General features: G+C 58.1%; 14 protein-coding genes. 7 read left to right on the forward strand and 7 right to left on the reverse strand.

What is annotated here, in order from left to right; genetic code table 11:
• The first annotated feature begins 222 nt into the window (after window positions 1-222).
• Both AB2N04_RS09025 and AB2N04_RS09030 read left to right on the forward strand, forming a co-directional pair.
• Window positions 223-1,014: a glycosyltransferase family 25 protein gene (locus tag AB2N04_RS09025; protein WP_367718463.1), complete on the forward strand. Its 792-nt coding sequence runs from the start codon at window positions 223-225 to the stop codon at window positions 1,012-1,014.
• Between the two features lie 13 nt (window positions 1,015-1,027).
• Entirely contained in the window at window positions 1,028-1,795 is a 768-nt protein-coding gene (locus AB2N04_RS09030) for a hypothetical protein (RefSeq protein ID WP_367718464.1), read from the forward strand.
• Window positions 1,796-1,837: 42 nt separating this feature from the next.
• Here the strand turns inward: AB2N04_RS09030 and AB2N04_RS09035 are convergent, their stop codons facing one another.
• A complete protein-coding gene (locus AB2N04_RS09035) occupies window positions 1,838-2,314 on the reverse strand; it encodes an Lrp/AsnC family transcriptional regulator (RefSeq protein WP_367718465.1) in 477 nt (158 codons plus the stop codon).
• 356 nt (window positions 2,315-2,670) lie between these two features.
• Between AB2N04_RS09035 and trxB the strand changes: the two genes are divergently transcribed.
• Window positions 2,671-3,645: a thioredoxin-disulfide reductase gene (trxB, locus tag AB2N04_RS09040; protein WP_367718466.1), complete on the forward strand. Its 975-nt coding sequence runs from the start codon at window positions 2,671-2,673 to the stop codon at window positions 3,643-3,645.
• 76 nt (window positions 3,646-3,721) lie between these two features.
• The gene (locus tag AB2N04_RS09045; RefSeq protein ID WP_025030692.1) at window positions 3,722-4,612 is read left to right on the forward strand and encodes a LysR family transcriptional regulator; all 891 of its coding nucleotides are present in this window, start codon (window positions 3,722-3,724) and stop codon (window positions 4,610-4,612) included.
• 228 nt (window positions 4,613-4,840) lie between these two features.
• Here AB2N04_RS09045 and AB2N04_RS09050 read toward each other — a convergent pair whose 3' ends face one another.
• The 3 genes from AB2N04_RS09050 to AB2N04_RS09060 form a co-directional block, all read right to left on the reverse strand.
• On the reverse strand, window positions 4,841-6,886 hold the full coding sequence (locus AB2N04_RS09050; RefSeq protein ID WP_367718467.1) for an elongation factor G: 2,046 nt from the start codon (window positions 6,884-6,886) through the stop codon (window positions 4,841-4,843).
• A gap of 200 nt (window positions 6,887-7,086) precedes the next feature.
• A complete protein-coding gene (locus AB2N04_RS09055; RefSeq protein WP_367718468.1) occupies window positions 7,087-8,622 on the reverse strand; it encodes a putative bifunctional diguanylate cyclase/phosphodiesterase in 1,536 nt (511 codons plus the stop codon).
• A gap of 126 nt (window positions 8,623-8,748) precedes the next feature.
• Window positions 8,749-9,951, reverse strand: coding sequence for a pyridoxal phosphate-dependent aminotransferase (locus tag AB2N04_RS09060; RefSeq protein WP_367718469.1), 1,203 nt, complete (start codon window positions 9,949-9,951; stop codon window positions 8,749-8,751).
• A 181-nt stretch (window positions 9,952-10,132) separates the two neighbouring features.
• Between AB2N04_RS09060 and AB2N04_RS09065 the strand changes: the two genes are divergently transcribed.
• Window positions 10,133-11,053 (forward strand): EAL domain-containing protein, encoded by a 921-nt coding sequence (locus AB2N04_RS09065; protein WP_367718470.1) that lies wholly within the window; start codon window positions 10,133-10,135, stop codon window positions 11,051-11,053.
• 6 nt (window positions 11,054-11,059) lie between these two features.
• Window positions 11,060-11,908: an EAL domain-containing protein gene (locus AB2N04_RS09070; RefSeq protein WP_367718471.1), complete on the forward strand. Its 849-nt coding sequence runs from the start codon at window positions 11,060-11,062 to the stop codon at window positions 11,906-11,908.
• Between the two features lie 117 nt (window positions 11,909-12,025).
• Here the strand turns inward: AB2N04_RS09070 and AB2N04_RS09075 are convergent, their stop codons facing one another.
• The 3 genes from AB2N04_RS09075 to AB2N04_RS09085 all read right to left on the reverse strand — a co-directional run bounded on the left by AB2N04_RS09075 (window position 12,026) and on the right by AB2N04_RS09085 (window position 13,655).
• Window positions 12,026-12,535 carry a hypothetical protein gene (locus AB2N04_RS09075; RefSeq protein ID WP_367718472.1) on the reverse strand — a complete coding sequence of 170 codons (510 nt, stop codon included), beginning with the start codon at window positions 12,533-12,535 and terminating at the stop codon, window positions 12,026-12,028.
• 129 nt (window positions 12,536-12,664) lie between these two features.
• Window positions 12,665-12,922, reverse strand: a complete 258-nt coding sequence (locus tag AB2N04_RS09080; protein WP_367718473.1) for a hypothetical protein — start codon at window positions 12,920-12,922, stop codon at window positions 12,665-12,667.
• A gap of 181 nt (window positions 12,923-13,103) precedes the next feature.
• The gene (locus AB2N04_RS09085) at window positions 13,104-13,655 is read right to left on the reverse strand and encodes a methylated-DNA--[protein]-cysteine S-methyltransferase (protein ID WP_367718474.1); all 552 of its coding nucleotides are present in this window, start codon (window positions 13,653-13,655) and stop codon (window positions 13,104-13,106) included.
• Between the two features lie 151 nt (window positions 13,656-13,806).
• On the opposite strand from AB2N04_RS09085, the gene AB2N04_RS09090 reads away from it, so the two are divergent.
• Window positions 13,807-14,676, forward strand: coding sequence for a transglycosylase SLT domain-containing protein (locus tag AB2N04_RS09090; protein WP_367718475.1), 870 nt, complete (start codon window positions 13,807-13,809; stop codon window positions 14,674-14,676).
• Window positions 14,677-14,735: the final 59 nt, after the last annotated feature.

Genomic DNA, 14,735 nt, shown 5'->3' on the forward strand with positions numbered 1-14,735 from the left:
GCCGGTCGGATATGCGCGGCGCTTTCTGTTGTCCGCCTTCCGTGCTCATTGCAATTTTTGCTCCGGGTTGAGCAGAGAAGCCATGCGGGCCTGATCTGCGCCATTGATGTGTAGCGCAAAGCGCATGCAACTCTTGACATAATCATTCCGTTCTTTCCTGCTTTGCTTTCGCTCTGCATAGGTTTCCCTGTGACTTCACGCTGAGACCGGATGCCGAAAAAGATGCAAATCTTCGTGATGAACCTTGATCGGGCGCCGGAGCGCCTGGAAGAAATGTGTCACCGTTTCTCGCAGGCCGGGCTCTCGTTCGAGCGGGTGCCGGCAGTCGACGGCAACGCGCTTACGCCGGAAGAGATCGATCGCGTGCTTGCGGGAGTGGGGCGCTGGGGACGGTTGACGCCGGGCGAAATCGGCTGCTTCCTCAGTCACCGCCGGTGCTGGAGCGCACTTCTGGAATCCGGCGAGCGGTTTGGTGCGATCTTTGAAGACGACATTGTCCTTGGCAGGAATTCGGCTGCGGTTCTGGCCGAGGATGGGTGGCTCCCGGATGATGCGGAGATCGTGAAACTCGAAACAACTTCCTCGCGAGTGTATCTCGACAGGTCAGGGGCCGGCATGGTCGACGACCGGCAACTGTACCGATTGCGCTCCTCCCACTATTGTGCGGCAGGTTACATCGTATCCCGTGATTGCGCGACGCGGCTTCTGGCTGCAAGCGAAACGTTCCATGAGGCACTGGACGATTTTCTCTTCAGCGTTCTGTCTCCCGTGTTTCAGAATACCCGCATTTATCAACTGACACCCGCTGTTTGTGCTCAGAAGTGGCACGCCTCGGGTGGCGGAAACGCGCAGGATCCCAACACAAGTATCGAAGGAAGGGAGAGCAAACAGCGATGCACCTTGCCGCTGGTGGAACGGTTGCGCGAGGTATGCGTCAAGGAAGGCATGAGCGCTCAAAACAAGCTGCTGGTCCTTTGGGGGCGCCGGCAGAGACTGCCTGTGGAGTTCCGATAGGGGAGACGAGAAGGTGAAACGGTCGAGTCACACTGACATTTCTGCGCACTGGAGTGGACGCATATTCACTTTCTGGCTCGGCCCGGCCGATCTCTCGCCTCGCCGCCTTGAGAGCCTGCAATCCCTCGTCAACTCACAATGCGCCATACATCTGGTGACAAAAGAAACGCTGGAGAGTTTTGCTTCGGCCGAGCGGCCATTTCACGAAGCTTTCCAGTATCTTTCTGCAGTCCATCAGTCGGATTATCTGCGGGCGTATTTCATGCATCATTTCGGCGGCGGGTATACGGATGTCAAACGCTGTGATGCATCGTGGAGACCGGCCTTTGAGGCCATGGAGAGCCGAGAGACACTGGCAGCAGGATATCGCGAAGTGCCGGGCGGGCTGGCGCGTTTCCATCGATCGAAAATCGGTGGCCAGGGGTTTTTCCTGAGCAGGCCTGCCAGCACGCTGGAGCTGGCATTGCGGTACCGCTGGACCAGAATTAATCGTCGCCGCCTGATCGGAAACGGGGCCTTCATTTTCAGGCCGGGAACAGAGATGACCCGCCGCTGGCTGGAACTCGTGGAGCAGAGGCTTGATCTCCTGCTGCCGCGCCTGAGACAACACCCCGCCCGCTATCCGCGAGAGGTTCCTGCTGTGGATTTCGGCACCGGACCCTCGCAGTATCCGGTGCCTTGGAGCTTCCTCCTGGGAGACATACTGGCGCCGCTTTCATTGCAGTATCACCGGCGTATCCTGCAGCTCGTGCCGGCGCCGGATTTCACAGACTACAGGTGAGATTCCCCGGGTCGGAGCGCCCCTCGCTGTTTGATCGACCCCTCACTGTTTGATCGAGACGAGGCCCTCATCCTTGACCTGCCGTATGGTCAAAGCCGTGCGGACCGTATCCACACCGCGCGCTGACGTGAGTTCCTCGATCACAAATGTCTGGAAGGTGGTAAGGTCGCTCGCCACGCAATGCAGCATGAAATCAGAATCACCCGACACCATCCAAGCGCGGCGCACGATGGGCCAGTGCTGTGTCTGCTCTGCGAAAGCTTTCAGTTCTGCCTCGGACTGATGGTGAAGTCCGACAAGGCAGAACGCCACGACGTCGAGGCCGAGAGCGGGTGAGTTGAGAAGGGCGCGATAGCCTTTGATGATGCCGGCCTCTTCAAGACGCTTGACGCGCCGCAGGCAGGGCGGGGCAGAAATACCCACGCGCCGCGATAACTCCACATTGGTCATTTTGCCGTCAGCCTGAAGCTCGCGCAGAATTTTCCAGTCGATTGCATCAAGATCAGCCTGTAGCGGCATGTTGCTTCCCATATCTGTTGAACTGCGCGAGAATCCCTTGCGCATGCGCGCTGAAATTTAGGGCAAGCTTCATTCCAAGCCAAGCGGCCTTCAAATGCACGGTTCACTATCCACCGTGTATGGTGTTTTCTGGTGGCGCGACATTCGGTAACTGTTGGAAACCCATTCCTCGTCTTGCACAACGGGGTGGTCAATACTTAGATCGTATTACCGAGTTTAGCGGCTGGTCGCCTGGCAGGCACCATCCGGAATGCGTGTCGCGGCCTCTAGGTTGGGAACGACGCGTTTTGAGCCAGAATGCCCGTAGTTCACGCCTATCGTGCCATCGGGATCACGAGCGAAAGGATTCAAGTCCAATGTCACGTCGTCACGCGCCCGTCCTCATCATCGGCTCGGGCCCAGCCGGGTACACGGCAGCGATCTATGCAGCCCGGGCAATGCTCAAGCCTCTTCTGGTTGCTGGCCTCGAACAGGGCGGACAGCTGATGATCACGACCGAGGTCGAGAACTATCCGGGTTTTGCCGATCCGGTCCAGGGCCCCTGGCTGATGGAGCAGATGCGCGGACAGGCGGAAAATGTTGGCGCAGAAATCGCCAATGACCTGATCGTGGATGTCGATCTGTCGTCGCGCCCCTTTGTTTTGAAGGGCGATTCCGGCACGGAATACACCTGTGATGCGCTGATCATTGCCACTGGCGCCAAGGCGAAGTGGCTCGGCCTGCCTTCCGAGCAGACCTTTATGGGGTTTGGCGTATCGGCCTGTGCTACCTGTGACGGGTTTTTCTACCGTGGCAAGGATGTTGCGGTTGTGGGCGGCGGCAACACGGCCGTCGAGGAGGCGCTTTACCTGTCCAATCTCGCCAAGTCGGTGACGCTGATCCATCGCCGCGACGAACTGCGGTCGGAGCGCATTTTGCAGGAGCGCCTGATGGCGAAGGAGAATGTGACCATCATGTGGGACACGGTGGTGGAAGAGATTACCGGTATGCCGGCCAAACCGCCCATGCCGGCGTCGGCTTCGGGCGTGCGTGTCAAGAACGTTCACTCAGGTGCAGTTTCTGAGCTGGCAGTCGATGGCGTTTTCGTGGCGATCGGTCATGCACCTGCCGTTGAGCTGTTTGAAGGCAAACTGAAACAGAAGCCCAATGGGTACCTGTGGACGCAGCCTGGCACAACGCAAACGGACGTTCCCGGCGTGTTTGCGGCCGGTGATGTGGCCGACGACATCTATCGTCAGGCTGTCACAGCAGCCGGCCTTGGCTGCATGGCCGCGCTTGAGGCGGAGAAATATCTGGCGGCGATGGAAACAAAACAGGAAGCTGCCGAATAAACGGGAATGCTGCAGCCACTGGGGCAGACGGTAGCGGGCATGTGCATGCGAGCGCCTGAAAGAGGAGAACGAGGCGTTGGACTGGGACAAACTCAGGGTTTTTCATGCCGCCGCAGAGGCAGGCTCATTTACGCACGCCGCTGAAACGCTGCACCTCTCGCAGTCGGCAATTTCACGTCAGGTGAGCGCACTCGAGCTGGAAGTCGGTGTGCCGCTCTTCCACCGCCATGCGCGCGGCCTGGTGCTGACCGAACAGGGCGAGATGCTCTACCGCACGGCACACGACGTGTTGATGCAGCTCGAAAGCGTGCGTGTGCGCCTGACCGAGGCCAAGGACCGCCCCTCGGGTCTCCTCAAGGTTTCGACTACGGTGGGTCTCGGCACGGGTTGGCTCACCGAAAGGCTGCCGGAGTTCATCGAGCTCTATCCCGATATCGAATTGCAGCTCATTCTCGACAACGAGGAACTGGACCTGACAATGCGGCAGGCAGACTGCGCGATCCGCATGCGCCAGCCGCAGCAGCCGGACCTCATCCAGCGCAAGCTGTTTACGGTGCATTTCCATCTGTTTGCGTCGCCTTCCTATGTCAACAAACACGGGAAGCCTTCATCGATTGCGGATCTGGACAATCATCGCATCGTGACCTTCGGCGAGGCGGTGCCACCACATCTGAGTGATATGAACTGGCTGGAGACGGCGGGGCGGCCCGAGGGGCAGAAGCGCCAGACTGCGCTGCAGATCAACAACATCCTGTCGATCAAGCTTGCCGTTCAGCGCGGTGCCGGCATAGCCATGCTGCCCGATTATGTGGTGGGCAAGAGCAACGACCTGGTGCAATTGTTGCCGGAAACCGCTGTCCCTTCATTCGACACGTATTTTTGCTATCCGAACGTGATGAAAAACCAGGCAAAGCTCCACGCTTTTCGGGATTTCCTTATTTCCAAATCACGACATTGGGCATTTTGACGCAGTATTTCCCAAGAAAAACGGGTCGTTATGCAAATTTGCATGGGTGAATTGCAAAAACACGTGGTTGTTATTTAGGCGCTTATTGCCCATATGAGAAGCACTCCCGGGGGCGTTCTCCTCCCATTTGCCCCCGCGAGTGTTCCCCTCTGGAGGTTTCGCCTATATGGCACTTCCAATGACTAAGCCGGATCTACGTGATCCGGCTCTTTTTTTGTCTTCAGTTTATCAGGCTGCCTTTCCGCGTCCGTTCATGGCAGCGTCTGCCAGACGCCCCGTGAGTTCCGCCATACGGTCAAAACCCGCGCGATAGCTGGACACGCCGGCTGTTGCCGACCGCAGTTCGATGATGAGGTCGCCAGTCTCGGACGCTGGTATTGTCGCTTCCACCACATCCCAGCCACGCCAGCCCTCTCGCGCATCGAAACCGAGGATCTGCCCGCGTCGCTGGGAAAGTATGGCCGTGACGCGAGCGGTCGCATCGGAGGGCGTGAAGACCTCGATCCGGAGAATGGGCTCGAGGAGGACGGGGGAGCATTCTGCCAGCCCTTCCTTCATCGCCAGGCGTCCGGCCAGCTGGAAGGCCATATCGGAGGAGTCCACGGAATGGTAGGAACCGTCGGAAAGGTTGACAGCAAGGTCGATCACGGGAAAACTGAGTGGTCCCGATCTCAGCGCATCATGCACACCGGTTTCCACGGATGGGATATACTGCTTCGGCACAACCCCGCCCGTTATCGTGTCTGTGAATTCAAAGCCCGCTCCCCTCGGCAGGGGACGGATTTCGAGAACAACGTCGCCGAATTGCCCGTGCCCGCCCGACTGTTTCTTGTGCCGACCGCGCTTGGTGGTGCTTTTGCGGATGGTTTCGCGGTAGGGGATGGCCGGTGCGTCCGTATCTATGGGAATCTGGTATTTTCCCTCCAGCCTTTCGCGCGTGACCCGCAGGTGCATTTCACCCTGGCCGCCCAGCACCATTTCACCGGTTTCCTGTCTCTGGTCGAGGCTGAGCGACGGATCCTCTTCCAAAAGCTTTTGCAGGGCGAGAGAGAGTTTGGCTTCGTCCCTGCGTTCCTTCGGATGGACCGCGACCGAATAGACCGGTTGCGGCCTCTTGAGCGGAACCAGGGGTGTGGGGGCGCTCTTGCCGGTGGTCAGTGTGTCACCCGTTTGCACGCCTTCGAGCTTTCCCAGGGCAACCGTTTCGCCCGCCTCTGCCTTCGAGACCTTTTTCTGCTCGCGGCCGAGCAATGTGTAGAGACCGGACGCCTTGTCGATGGCATTTTCGCTGCGCAGTTCCGTTCCGTCCGTGAGAGTGCCGCAAAGAAGCCGGGAGACTGAAAGCTTGCCGCCATGGGGTGTGTGGACCGTTTTCATGACGTGGAGAACCGTCTCTCCATTGTCCTGCAGGGCAAGACGCTCGCGCGTGGCCTCGACATCCGGGGCATCATGCCGGATTGCCTTTAGGAGCCTTAGAATGCCGTTGCCTTTTTCGGCCGATCCTATGAGGACAGGGGTGACGATACCTTCACGCAGGTCAGCCGCCAGATCGTCGAAGATTGCATCGCGCGGTGGCTCGATCTCTTCCAGCAATTGTTCCATCAGCTGGTCGTCATGGTCGGCCAGTGTTTCCAGCATGGAAAAACGTGCTTCGATCTCTCGAGCCTTGTCGTCGCCGGAAATAGGAGCGATCTCGCTGCTGGCATGTTCACGATAGACATAGGCCCGCTCGAGCGCCAGATCGATCGAGCCGATGACGATTCCGTCTTTGCGAAGTGGGATCTGCCGCAGCAGCAATGGCGTTTCGCTGGTGGGCTGCAGCAATTTCAGAATGTCGCGCACGCCCATCGTGGCCTGTTCGATCCTGTTGAGGAAGATCATGCGCGGGATCCCCAGCTCATCCAGTCGGTGCAATGTGAGTTGCAGCGCGGCGGTCTTTTTTTCGTCGGGCTCGGTCACGACGATGGCCATATCGGCAGCGGCGAGAATGGCCTCGGCTTCGTGAGCGAACTCGATGGAGCCGGGACAATCGATCAGAGTGATGCTTTCACCGAGAAAGCTGGTCGTGGCGACGTTGGCTTCCACGCTCATTTGATGCGATTTGGCCTCTGGGGAGTGGTCTCCAACGGTTCCAGCGCCGGTGTCTGCCTGCTTTGGAATGGCGTCGGTGCGCTCCAGAATGGCTTCAAGCAGGGTTGTCTTGCCACATGCAAACGGACCGACAATGGCAATGCATTTCGGTCCGCGGCTTCTCTCTCCCGAGCGATGTCCCATGTCTGGCGGCCTCCTCTCACGCGTTCACGTCACACGTCTCATGAGCGGCGGCCGGCCTTGCGGCCGTCGCGCGGTGCTGGCACATACGTGGTTGAGCGGTACTTCAGTCGTTCCCGCGGTGTCCGTTTGCAGCAATTGTTTGCCGACGCCAGCATCCACCTTGGAATATCGTCACACGGCTTTGGGTTTTGAGCAAGGGCTCAGCCGACCAGTGCCAGTTCACGCTTTTTCGTTTCCGCAGTGGTCCGGGCACTTGGCAACTCCGGCTGCGGAGCACCGAGAAGATAACCCTGGAAATTGTTGCACCCGGCAGAGCGTGCCAGCTCGAACTCCTCTTCGGTCTCGATCCCTTCCGCCACGATCGTAAGACCCTGAATGCGGGCGATCTGGGTGAGGGCTGAAACGAAAACCTGAGCGATGCGGTCGTTTCCAAGGTTGCGGATATAGCTGCGGTCGATCTTGATACCGTCGATGGGCAGCGTCTTGATGTAGTTGAAGCCGCAATGGCCGGTTCCGAAATCGTCCAGTGCGATGTGAAAGCCCATCTCCCTAAGCCGCTCGATGCGTGCAATGATTTCGGGTGATGCCGCTGTGGCCACGGTTTCCGTGATTTCCAGAATGAAACGGCTGGCCCTGACGCCGGTTTCTTTCAGCACACGCTCAAACGTGTAAACCAAGCCCTCACGCTTAAGCTGTTCGCCAGACACATTGATGCTGATGCGCCCGCTTGCAAAGCGTTCGATATCAAGACAGGCGCGTCGGAAAACCCATTCCCCGACCATGTCAATGAGGCTTGAGCGTTCCGCGACAGGGATGAAGTCGGCCGGCGAAATCATTCCACGTACAGGATGACGCCAGCGCACCAGTCCTTCCACACCCACGATGTTGGTGTCGGCATCGGTAAGAGGCTGGTAGTGGAGCTCCAGCTCGTTGAGATAAATCGCTGCGCGCAATTCACGCTCAAGGAAACGGCGCTGACGTTTTTCCGACAGCATGTCGGGATCGAATACGGTGATGCGACCTCGCCCCGCGCCCTTGCTCTCGTAAAGGGCGAGGTCGGCAAGGAGGGGCAGTTCCCTGGGACTGCTGGCATGTTGCGGAGCTATGGCAATGCCAATGGAGGCGCCGAGTGGGATCTGGTGGCCCTCATAAACTCGCCCGTCCTGAAGCATTGCGAGCAGCTTTTGTGCGCGTGTCCGGCATCTGTCGAGATCGTTGCCATGCATCATTATGGCGAATTCATCTCCGCCGAGCCGCCCGATGGTGCAATCGGGAAAACAGTGCTTTGCGCATGCCACCAGGTGGGCAAGAGCTTCATCGCCGAACTGGTGTCCGAAGCCGTCGTTGAGCTGTTTGAAGTGATCAAGATCCACCAGCAACAGCATGATGCGGCGCGGTTTTGATAACGTGCCGATATTCTTGCTGAGCTCATCGAGGAAACGTCCACGAATGAGAGCGCCGGTAAGGAGGTCGGTTTCGGTCAGGCGTGTGCGTTCTTCTTCCATGCGGACAGCATTTCGGAGATGGTCCGTAACCGTGCGCCTGAGATATTCGAGCAATACCAGCCCGCAGACGCTGAGTGTCAGGCAACCGAACAGAAGCCATCCCATGGCTCCGCTTTCACCGGATTGCAGGAAATACGCTGCCGCGGCGAGTGCTGCCGAAGCGACCAGTAGCGTCTGAACGCCGATATAAACCCGACCGCCGTTGTGGCGTACGGTGGAGAGGATGCTCATTGCCCCCAACGTCCCCGGTTCTGTTGGAACCGGAGAAGACGACAGGAAACTTTAAGAGCGCGTTAACACTATTGCGCTGCGGAAAAAAAGTTTCGCGGCGCAACAGTGCTGGCGCGTCAGGTGCCGCTATGTCAGCGAAGCGGTAAAGCGCTGGATGCGATTGCAGGCTTCTTCAAGCAACTCTTCGGAAGTGGCATAGGAAATGCGGAAGTTCGGGCCAAGCCCAAAAGCGGAGCCGTGTACCACGGCGACGCCTTCCGCTTCGAGGAGCTCGGAAACAAAGTCCTCGTCTGACTTGATGACCTTGCCGGAAGGTGCGGTTTTGCCGATCAATTCCGCGCAGGACGGATAGACGTAGAATGCGCCTTCCGGAACGGGGCAGTTGATGCCCTTTGCCTGGTTCAGCATCGAAACCACCAGGTCGCGGCGGCCCTGAAAGATGCCCTTGTTTCTGGCCACGAAATCCTGCGGTCCGTTCAAGGCCTCCACGGCTGCCCATTGGGCGATGCTGCAGGCCCCGGAGGTCTGCTGCCCCTGGATCATGTCCATGGCCTTGATGAGTTCGATCGGACCGGCAGCGTACCCGATACGCCATCCCGTCATCGCATAGGCTTTAGACACGCCATTCATCGTCAAGGTGCGCTCATAGAGCTTCGGTTCCACCTCGGCGATGGTGTGGAATTTGAAATCGCCATAGGTGAGGTGTTCATACATGTCGTCGGTAAGCACCCATACATTCGGATGTGCGAGCAGAACTTCGGCGAGCGCTTTCAGCTCCTGCTCCGTGTAGGCCGCGCCCGAGGGGTTGGAAGGCGAGTTCATGATCAGCCATTTGGTTTTGGGCGTGATCGCCTTTTCCAAAGCGTCTGCGGTGAGCTTGAAGCCGTTTTCTATGCTCGTTTCGGCAGCAACCGGCGTTCCGCCACAGATTGATACCATTTCGGGATAGCTGACCCAGTATGGGCTAGGGATCACGACTTCGTCCCCGGCATTCAGGGTTGCCATCATGGCGTTGAAAAGGACCTGCTTGCCGCCGGTCGCCACGATGGTCTGCTTCCAGTCATAGTCGAGATTGTTCTCGCGCTTGAACTTGGCTGCGATTGCTTCACGCAAGGGCTGGATGCCGGACACTGGCGTGTATTTCGTTTCGCCGCGACTGATGGCCTCGATCGCCGCCTTCTTCACATTGTCAGGCGTATCGAAATCCGGCTCGCCCGCGCCAAGACCGATCACATCGCGGCCCTGGGATTTCAGTTCGCGCGCTTTCTGAGAGACCGCAATTGTTGCGGATGGTTTTACGCGTGAAAGGGCGTCGGCGAGGAAAGCCATGTTGGAGGTCTCCGGTTCCAGTGAGATTTAGGCTGAGCTTCAGCGTGAACCTTCATGTCCGATCGTGGGAAAAATCGCAAGCGGTCACGCATTCTGCGGCATTAAACCAGACGTTAACCGCGAATAAAGGCGTGACTGCCACTTTGGTTTCGAAAAATGTCGACACTTAAGGAAGCGGAGCATGCCGCGTAGCATCGGCCTGGCCCACATCGCCCGCCAGAATGACGGGACCGCAGTGGGCGTCTGGGGTGGCTATACTCTCAAAACCGCCTTTCAGCCGATCTTCACGTTTCGGGAAGGCCGTCTTCTGGCAAGTGCATATGAAGGTCTGATCCGTCCCTTTCGCGATCAGGAGCCGGTTGGGCCGGGGGCGTTTTTCGGTAGTATCCCGCAAACCGACCGCTTTCAGGTGGAAGCGCTCGCCAGGACGCTGCACCTGTTGAACGCGGGAGCCAGTCTGAGCGCTTCAGTATCGATCTTCATCAATTTCGATCCATCCCACTTTGTGGATGCCGCGTCAGCCGCGCAGGCCCTGCGAGATGTCCAGGACGTTCTCAAGGAAGCCGGCATTGGTGCAGAACGCGTGGTCTGTGAGATCACCGAACAGGAAACCGGCTCCCATGAGACGCTTGTCGGGTTCGTCAGGGCGCTGAAAGGATATGGGCATCGCGTGGCGGTGGATGATTATGGTGCCGACAGTTCAGACCTGCAACGCATTGAGGCGCTCGGGCCCGACATCGTGAAATTCGACGGTGCCTGGACCAGTCGTCTTCTGGCTTCCGGTCCGGGTGTAGCTCTCCTGACCGATATGGTTCGCGCATTTGGAGAGAAGGGCATCCGAACCGTTTTCGAAGGAATTGAGACCGGAGAGCAGCTGGAGCTGGCTGAGCGCTGCGGGGTTACGATGGTACAGGGATTTGCGCTGGCGCGGCCACAACTGGCTCCGGGGGCGTTCAAGGAGTTTGAGCAGGCTCGTGAGCAGGAGCGCAGGAGGATCATCACGAACACGGCCGATCGTCTGCAGGAGCGCAAGTCAGCGGAAACCACGGCAACCACCGCACGCAACCAGAGCGGACGCACCTTCGGTCGCCGTGGGCGTTGAGCCATGGTGCGAAAAGTCGTTTCCGTCCCTCGAGAGCGAGCGATCCATGCCGATGAAATCGGATTGGAGACTGCAAAATTTGGTGCTTATCGGCTAAAGTCTCTCTTCCAGCCGATTTTTCGGATTGGAGCAACAGACCTTGTGCCGGAAGCTGCGGACGCGATGGTTCTACCTCTTCTGGAATATGAGCCGGTTGGTCTTGAGGGGGTATTTTCCACGCTGGAGCCGCACATGCGCGGCGAGCTGAATTCACTATGCAATCTCATGCACATCGGGAATCACCACCATCTGGGAAGTGGTGACCTCCCGCTCCATATGTCATTTGAACCCGCATTGCAGTCCGGTTCCAGGGGAGTGGAAAACCTCGCGCTGATGTTTGCACGATCCGCCCAGACCGGAATGGCGTTGCCGTCCCTGGTGTGCTCTCTCTCCTGTGGGGGGGAGTCCGGCCATCCGGTATCGAACGAAGTGGTTGAGACCATGAGGCTTGGTGGTGTGCGCATTGCAGTCGCGGAATTCGGGCCATCCAGTTCCATGCTAGAAACGATCGACCGAATTCAGCCCGATATTGTAAAGTTCGACGCGAGGTGGTTCCAACGCGTTGCGAAGTCCATCCCGGCGTTGCGTTTGATGCGCCAGTTGGTTGAAGGGCTGAAACGGGCCGGGGCGGAAGTCATGGTTACGGGGCTGGAGAGCCGGGCCCAGCTTCTGGCGGCAATGTCTGTTGGGGCCGATCTTGTTCACGGAGATGTTCTGGCCAGACCGCAACAGGCAGGTCTTTCGTTCGACATGCGGCCATTGGAGATCAGGCGAATTTTTCGCGATCCCCGGAAGGTTGTCATTTCTCTGAAATAGGCGCGGTGCCGGCAGCACGCAGGCGCTCTGGCATGTTCAGAGCCCGAACATTTCGGGCTCTGACTGAGGAGGAAACTTCACCGTGTCAGGGACGCGATTTTCCGTGACTGAATGGAATCAGAGATCGGGGGCAGTTTCCGGGCCGTCGTCCTGGTTCTCACGATATGCGGCTGCAACCGATGAGAAACCCGCGCTGCCGTTTGGATCATTGCCGAACAGTGCAAGTTTTTCTGCGGTTTCAGGTTTCGCAATTTTCATGACCATTGAGGCAAACTGCTCGTTCTTCTGAACTTCCAGTGCAGCTTTGCGTGCCCAGGCCTCGATCTTGAGGGGATCGTCGGTTGTTTCGGTATCGATCCGGCCCTGATTGACCTGTTGGTGACCGGAAACCGCTCCGTGACCATTGGCACCGGAGGGGGGCTGCGCATCACCGGGAGACGTGTTGTCGGGAGGCGAACCCGTCTGCCCTGAACCGTTGCCGGTCCCCGGTGTTTGCCCGCCGCCCTGGGGAGGCGGTTCGGAAGGATCCGCCGGAGAAGAAGGCTCGTCCTTTCTTCCGGGGAACAACGGCAGTATATCTCTGCCGATTGGAGGCAGATTAATAAGGTTTCCAAGCACCACGGTCATCCTCTTCTTATGCGAGTTAGAATTGCACGATTGGTTGTGCTGAATTAAAACTGCTACCAGAGAGGGATTTTGAAACGGTGTGGGGAACCGTGAAAATTTGAAGCAAATTTGCGTCCGGCAGATCCTTTGTCAGGCGGCTGCGCGGTTTTGGCCGTCGCTTTGGCCGTCCGCCTTTGGCTCTTCGGGCCCTTTCGCTGATGCCGCCATTTTCCTGACTACGCGCAGGACCGCGTTGAGAAGATCAACATCGACATAGTAGATTTTGGAGAGTTCCGGCGCAATTTCATCGGGCTGGATGCCCTTCACAAGAAGGGCCTTTACCTGGGCGACCATTGCCTTCGGATCGGTAAGGCGGGTCTTGAAGTTCGGATCGGCAGGGCTGTTCATCTAATTCTCGCCGGTTGAGACATCACTGACGCATGGAACTCAACGCTGAACAGAAATACCGCCCAGAAATGGACCGATTGGCGGCAAGATTGTGGCTGTCCCCGATATCCCGAATACAACCAGAATCGGTACGATTATGCTCTACTTGGATTTGTGCGCAAGCGCTTCGTTTCAACCGAATCTAAAATGGAAATGAGGCTTGTGCGGGATCGGTCAGGGGAGGGCGCGCCCTTTCGAGAGCGAGCATTCGCCGTTTCATCCTCACGCCACCATCTGCGGAGAAACCACCGATTCTGCCGCCTGCAGCGAGAACCCGGTGGCAGGGTATGATGAGGGGCACAGGATTCCGTCCCATGGCCGCCCCGGTCTCGCGGGCGGCTGTAGGGAAACCGACACTTTTGCATAGATCGCCATATGTCGTCGTTTCGCCATACCCGAGCCTTCGCATCGCGGTGTAAAGCGTCCGGTGAAACGGAGGAGTCCCGGTAAAATCGAGCGGGACGTTTGAGAAGTCCTCGAGTTCACCGTGGAAATAGCGCTGGATGGAAGCGATCAGGGCCACCACCTGATGCGGTGGCGATAAAACCGGCCCATGTAAGTTGGTTGCAAGCTGCTCTTCTACATGCTGGGCGGATTTTGAAGGCAGGACAAGCCGGGAAAGACCATTCTCGCCCCACACCACACCGCAGAACCCGAAAGCGGTTTCGAATATGTGACGGCCGGTGGGATGCATTGCTGTTTCAATTGCTCCTACCCTGAAAAGCTATCATGGAAACAGCCTGGTACGAAGTGTGATCGCACACCTTACTGACATGGCATTGTCACCGGATTGGTTGCGGTTTAGAAGCGCGATGGCTTGGGGGGCGTTGTTGAAGGAGCATGTTTTGCCGTTGATCTCCCGGACTTTCGCCGCCCTGTTTGTTCTTGCGTTGCCGTTGGCATCCGGGTGTAGAACGACCGAAACGGATGTTCAGGCACGGTCTGGCCTTTCCGAGAATGGCGAGGATGCGGACATTGTCGCCAACAGCCTTGTTGCGGAGCAGGATGCGCAGATCGACAGTGGGCCCATTTCAGCAGAGGCCTTTGCGGGGCAGCGCCCTCCTTCTGCAGCACTGACAGCTCTGGAGACCGGTGCGCCTGTGCGATCGGTGGCGCCGCGCAGCGCAGAACTGGATGCGCTGATTTCGCAATATGCCCGCTTCTATGACGTGCCCGTTCAACTTGTGCGCCGTGTTGTCAAACGCGAAAGCAATTTCAATCCGGCAGCTCGCAACCGCATCTATTGGGGCTTGATGCAGATTCGACACGACACCGCGCAGACCATGGGCTATCGCGGCCCTGCTTCGGGACTTCTGGATGCCGAGACCAATCTCAAATACGCGGTCAAGTATCTCAGGGGCGCCTATATCACGGCGGAAGGCAATGAAGATCGGGCGGTGCGGCTTTATGCGCGCGGCTATTATTACGACGCCAAGCGGAAAGGCCTGTTGAAGCAGACAGGCCCTTCGCAACTGACACCGGGCTTGGCACGAAGGCGCGGGGAAAACTGCCCTGAACTGCGTCGCATTCCAACCGCACCGGCCTTCAGGGCGAATCCGGATATGGCATGTGATTGGTTGGCAGGCTCGGTGTCGTTCCCGGGGTGCAGGGAGATGAACGGAAGGGCCATAGATGGTGCAGGGCCATCGGAGCGTTCTGAACCGTCAATGCCGTCGGTCCCTTGTAAATCTGCCGCTGATGTTCGTGAGGATTAGCGTGGTTTTTGCTGCGGGAAATGGAGCGCGCCCGAGAAGGGGCGCGCTCTGCTTCATGA

Source organism: Nitratireductor sp. GISD-1A_MAKvit (genome assembly GCF_040819555.1).
Taxonomy (GTDB): domain Bacteria; phylum Pseudomonadota; class Alphaproteobacteria; order Rhizobiales; family Rhizobiaceae; genus Nitratireductor.

What these genes read in the sequence shown, in the direction of transcription:
- trxB (WP_367718466.1), top strand. Translation starts at nt 2,671, where the DNA reads ATGTCACGTCGTCACGCGCCCGTCCTCATCATCGGCTCGGGCCCAGCC.
- AB2N04_RS09050 (WP_367718467.1), bottom strand. Translation starts at nt 6,886, where the DNA reads ATGGGACATCGCTCGGGAGAGAGAAGCCGCGGACCGAAATGCATTGCC.
- AB2N04_RS09075 (WP_367718472.1), bottom strand. Translation starts at nt 12,535, where the DNA reads ATGACCGTGGTGCTTGGAAACCTTATTAATCTGCCTCCAATCGGCAGA.
- AB2N04_RS09080 (WP_367718473.1), bottom strand. Translation starts at nt 12,922, where the DNA reads ATGAACAGCCCTGCCGATCCGAACTTCAAGACCCGCCTTACCGATCCG.
- AB2N04_RS09035 (WP_367718465.1), bottom strand. Translation starts at nt 2,314, where the DNA reads ATGCCGCTACAGGCTGATCTTGATGCAATCGACTGGAAAATTCTGCGC.
- AB2N04_RS09055 (WP_367718468.1), bottom strand. Translation starts at nt 8,622, where the DNA reads ATGAGCATCCTCTCCACCGTACGCCACAACGGCGGTCGGGTTTATATC.
- AB2N04_RS09085 (WP_367718474.1), bottom strand. Translation starts at nt 13,655, where the DNA reads ATGCATCCCACCGGCCGTCACATATTCGAAACCGCTTTCGGGTTCTGC.
- AB2N04_RS09060 (WP_367718469.1), bottom strand. Translation starts at nt 9,951, where the DNA reads ATGGCTTTCCTCGCCGACGCCCTTTCACGCGTAAAACCATCCGCAACA.
- AB2N04_RS09065 (WP_367718470.1), top strand. Translation starts at nt 10,133, where the DNA reads ATGCCGCGTAGCATCGGCCTGGCCCACATCGCCCGCCAGAATGACGGG.
- AB2N04_RS09025 (WP_367718463.1), top strand. Translation starts at nt 223, where the DNA reads ATGCAAATCTTCGTGATGAACCTTGATCGGGCGCCGGAGCGCCTGGAA.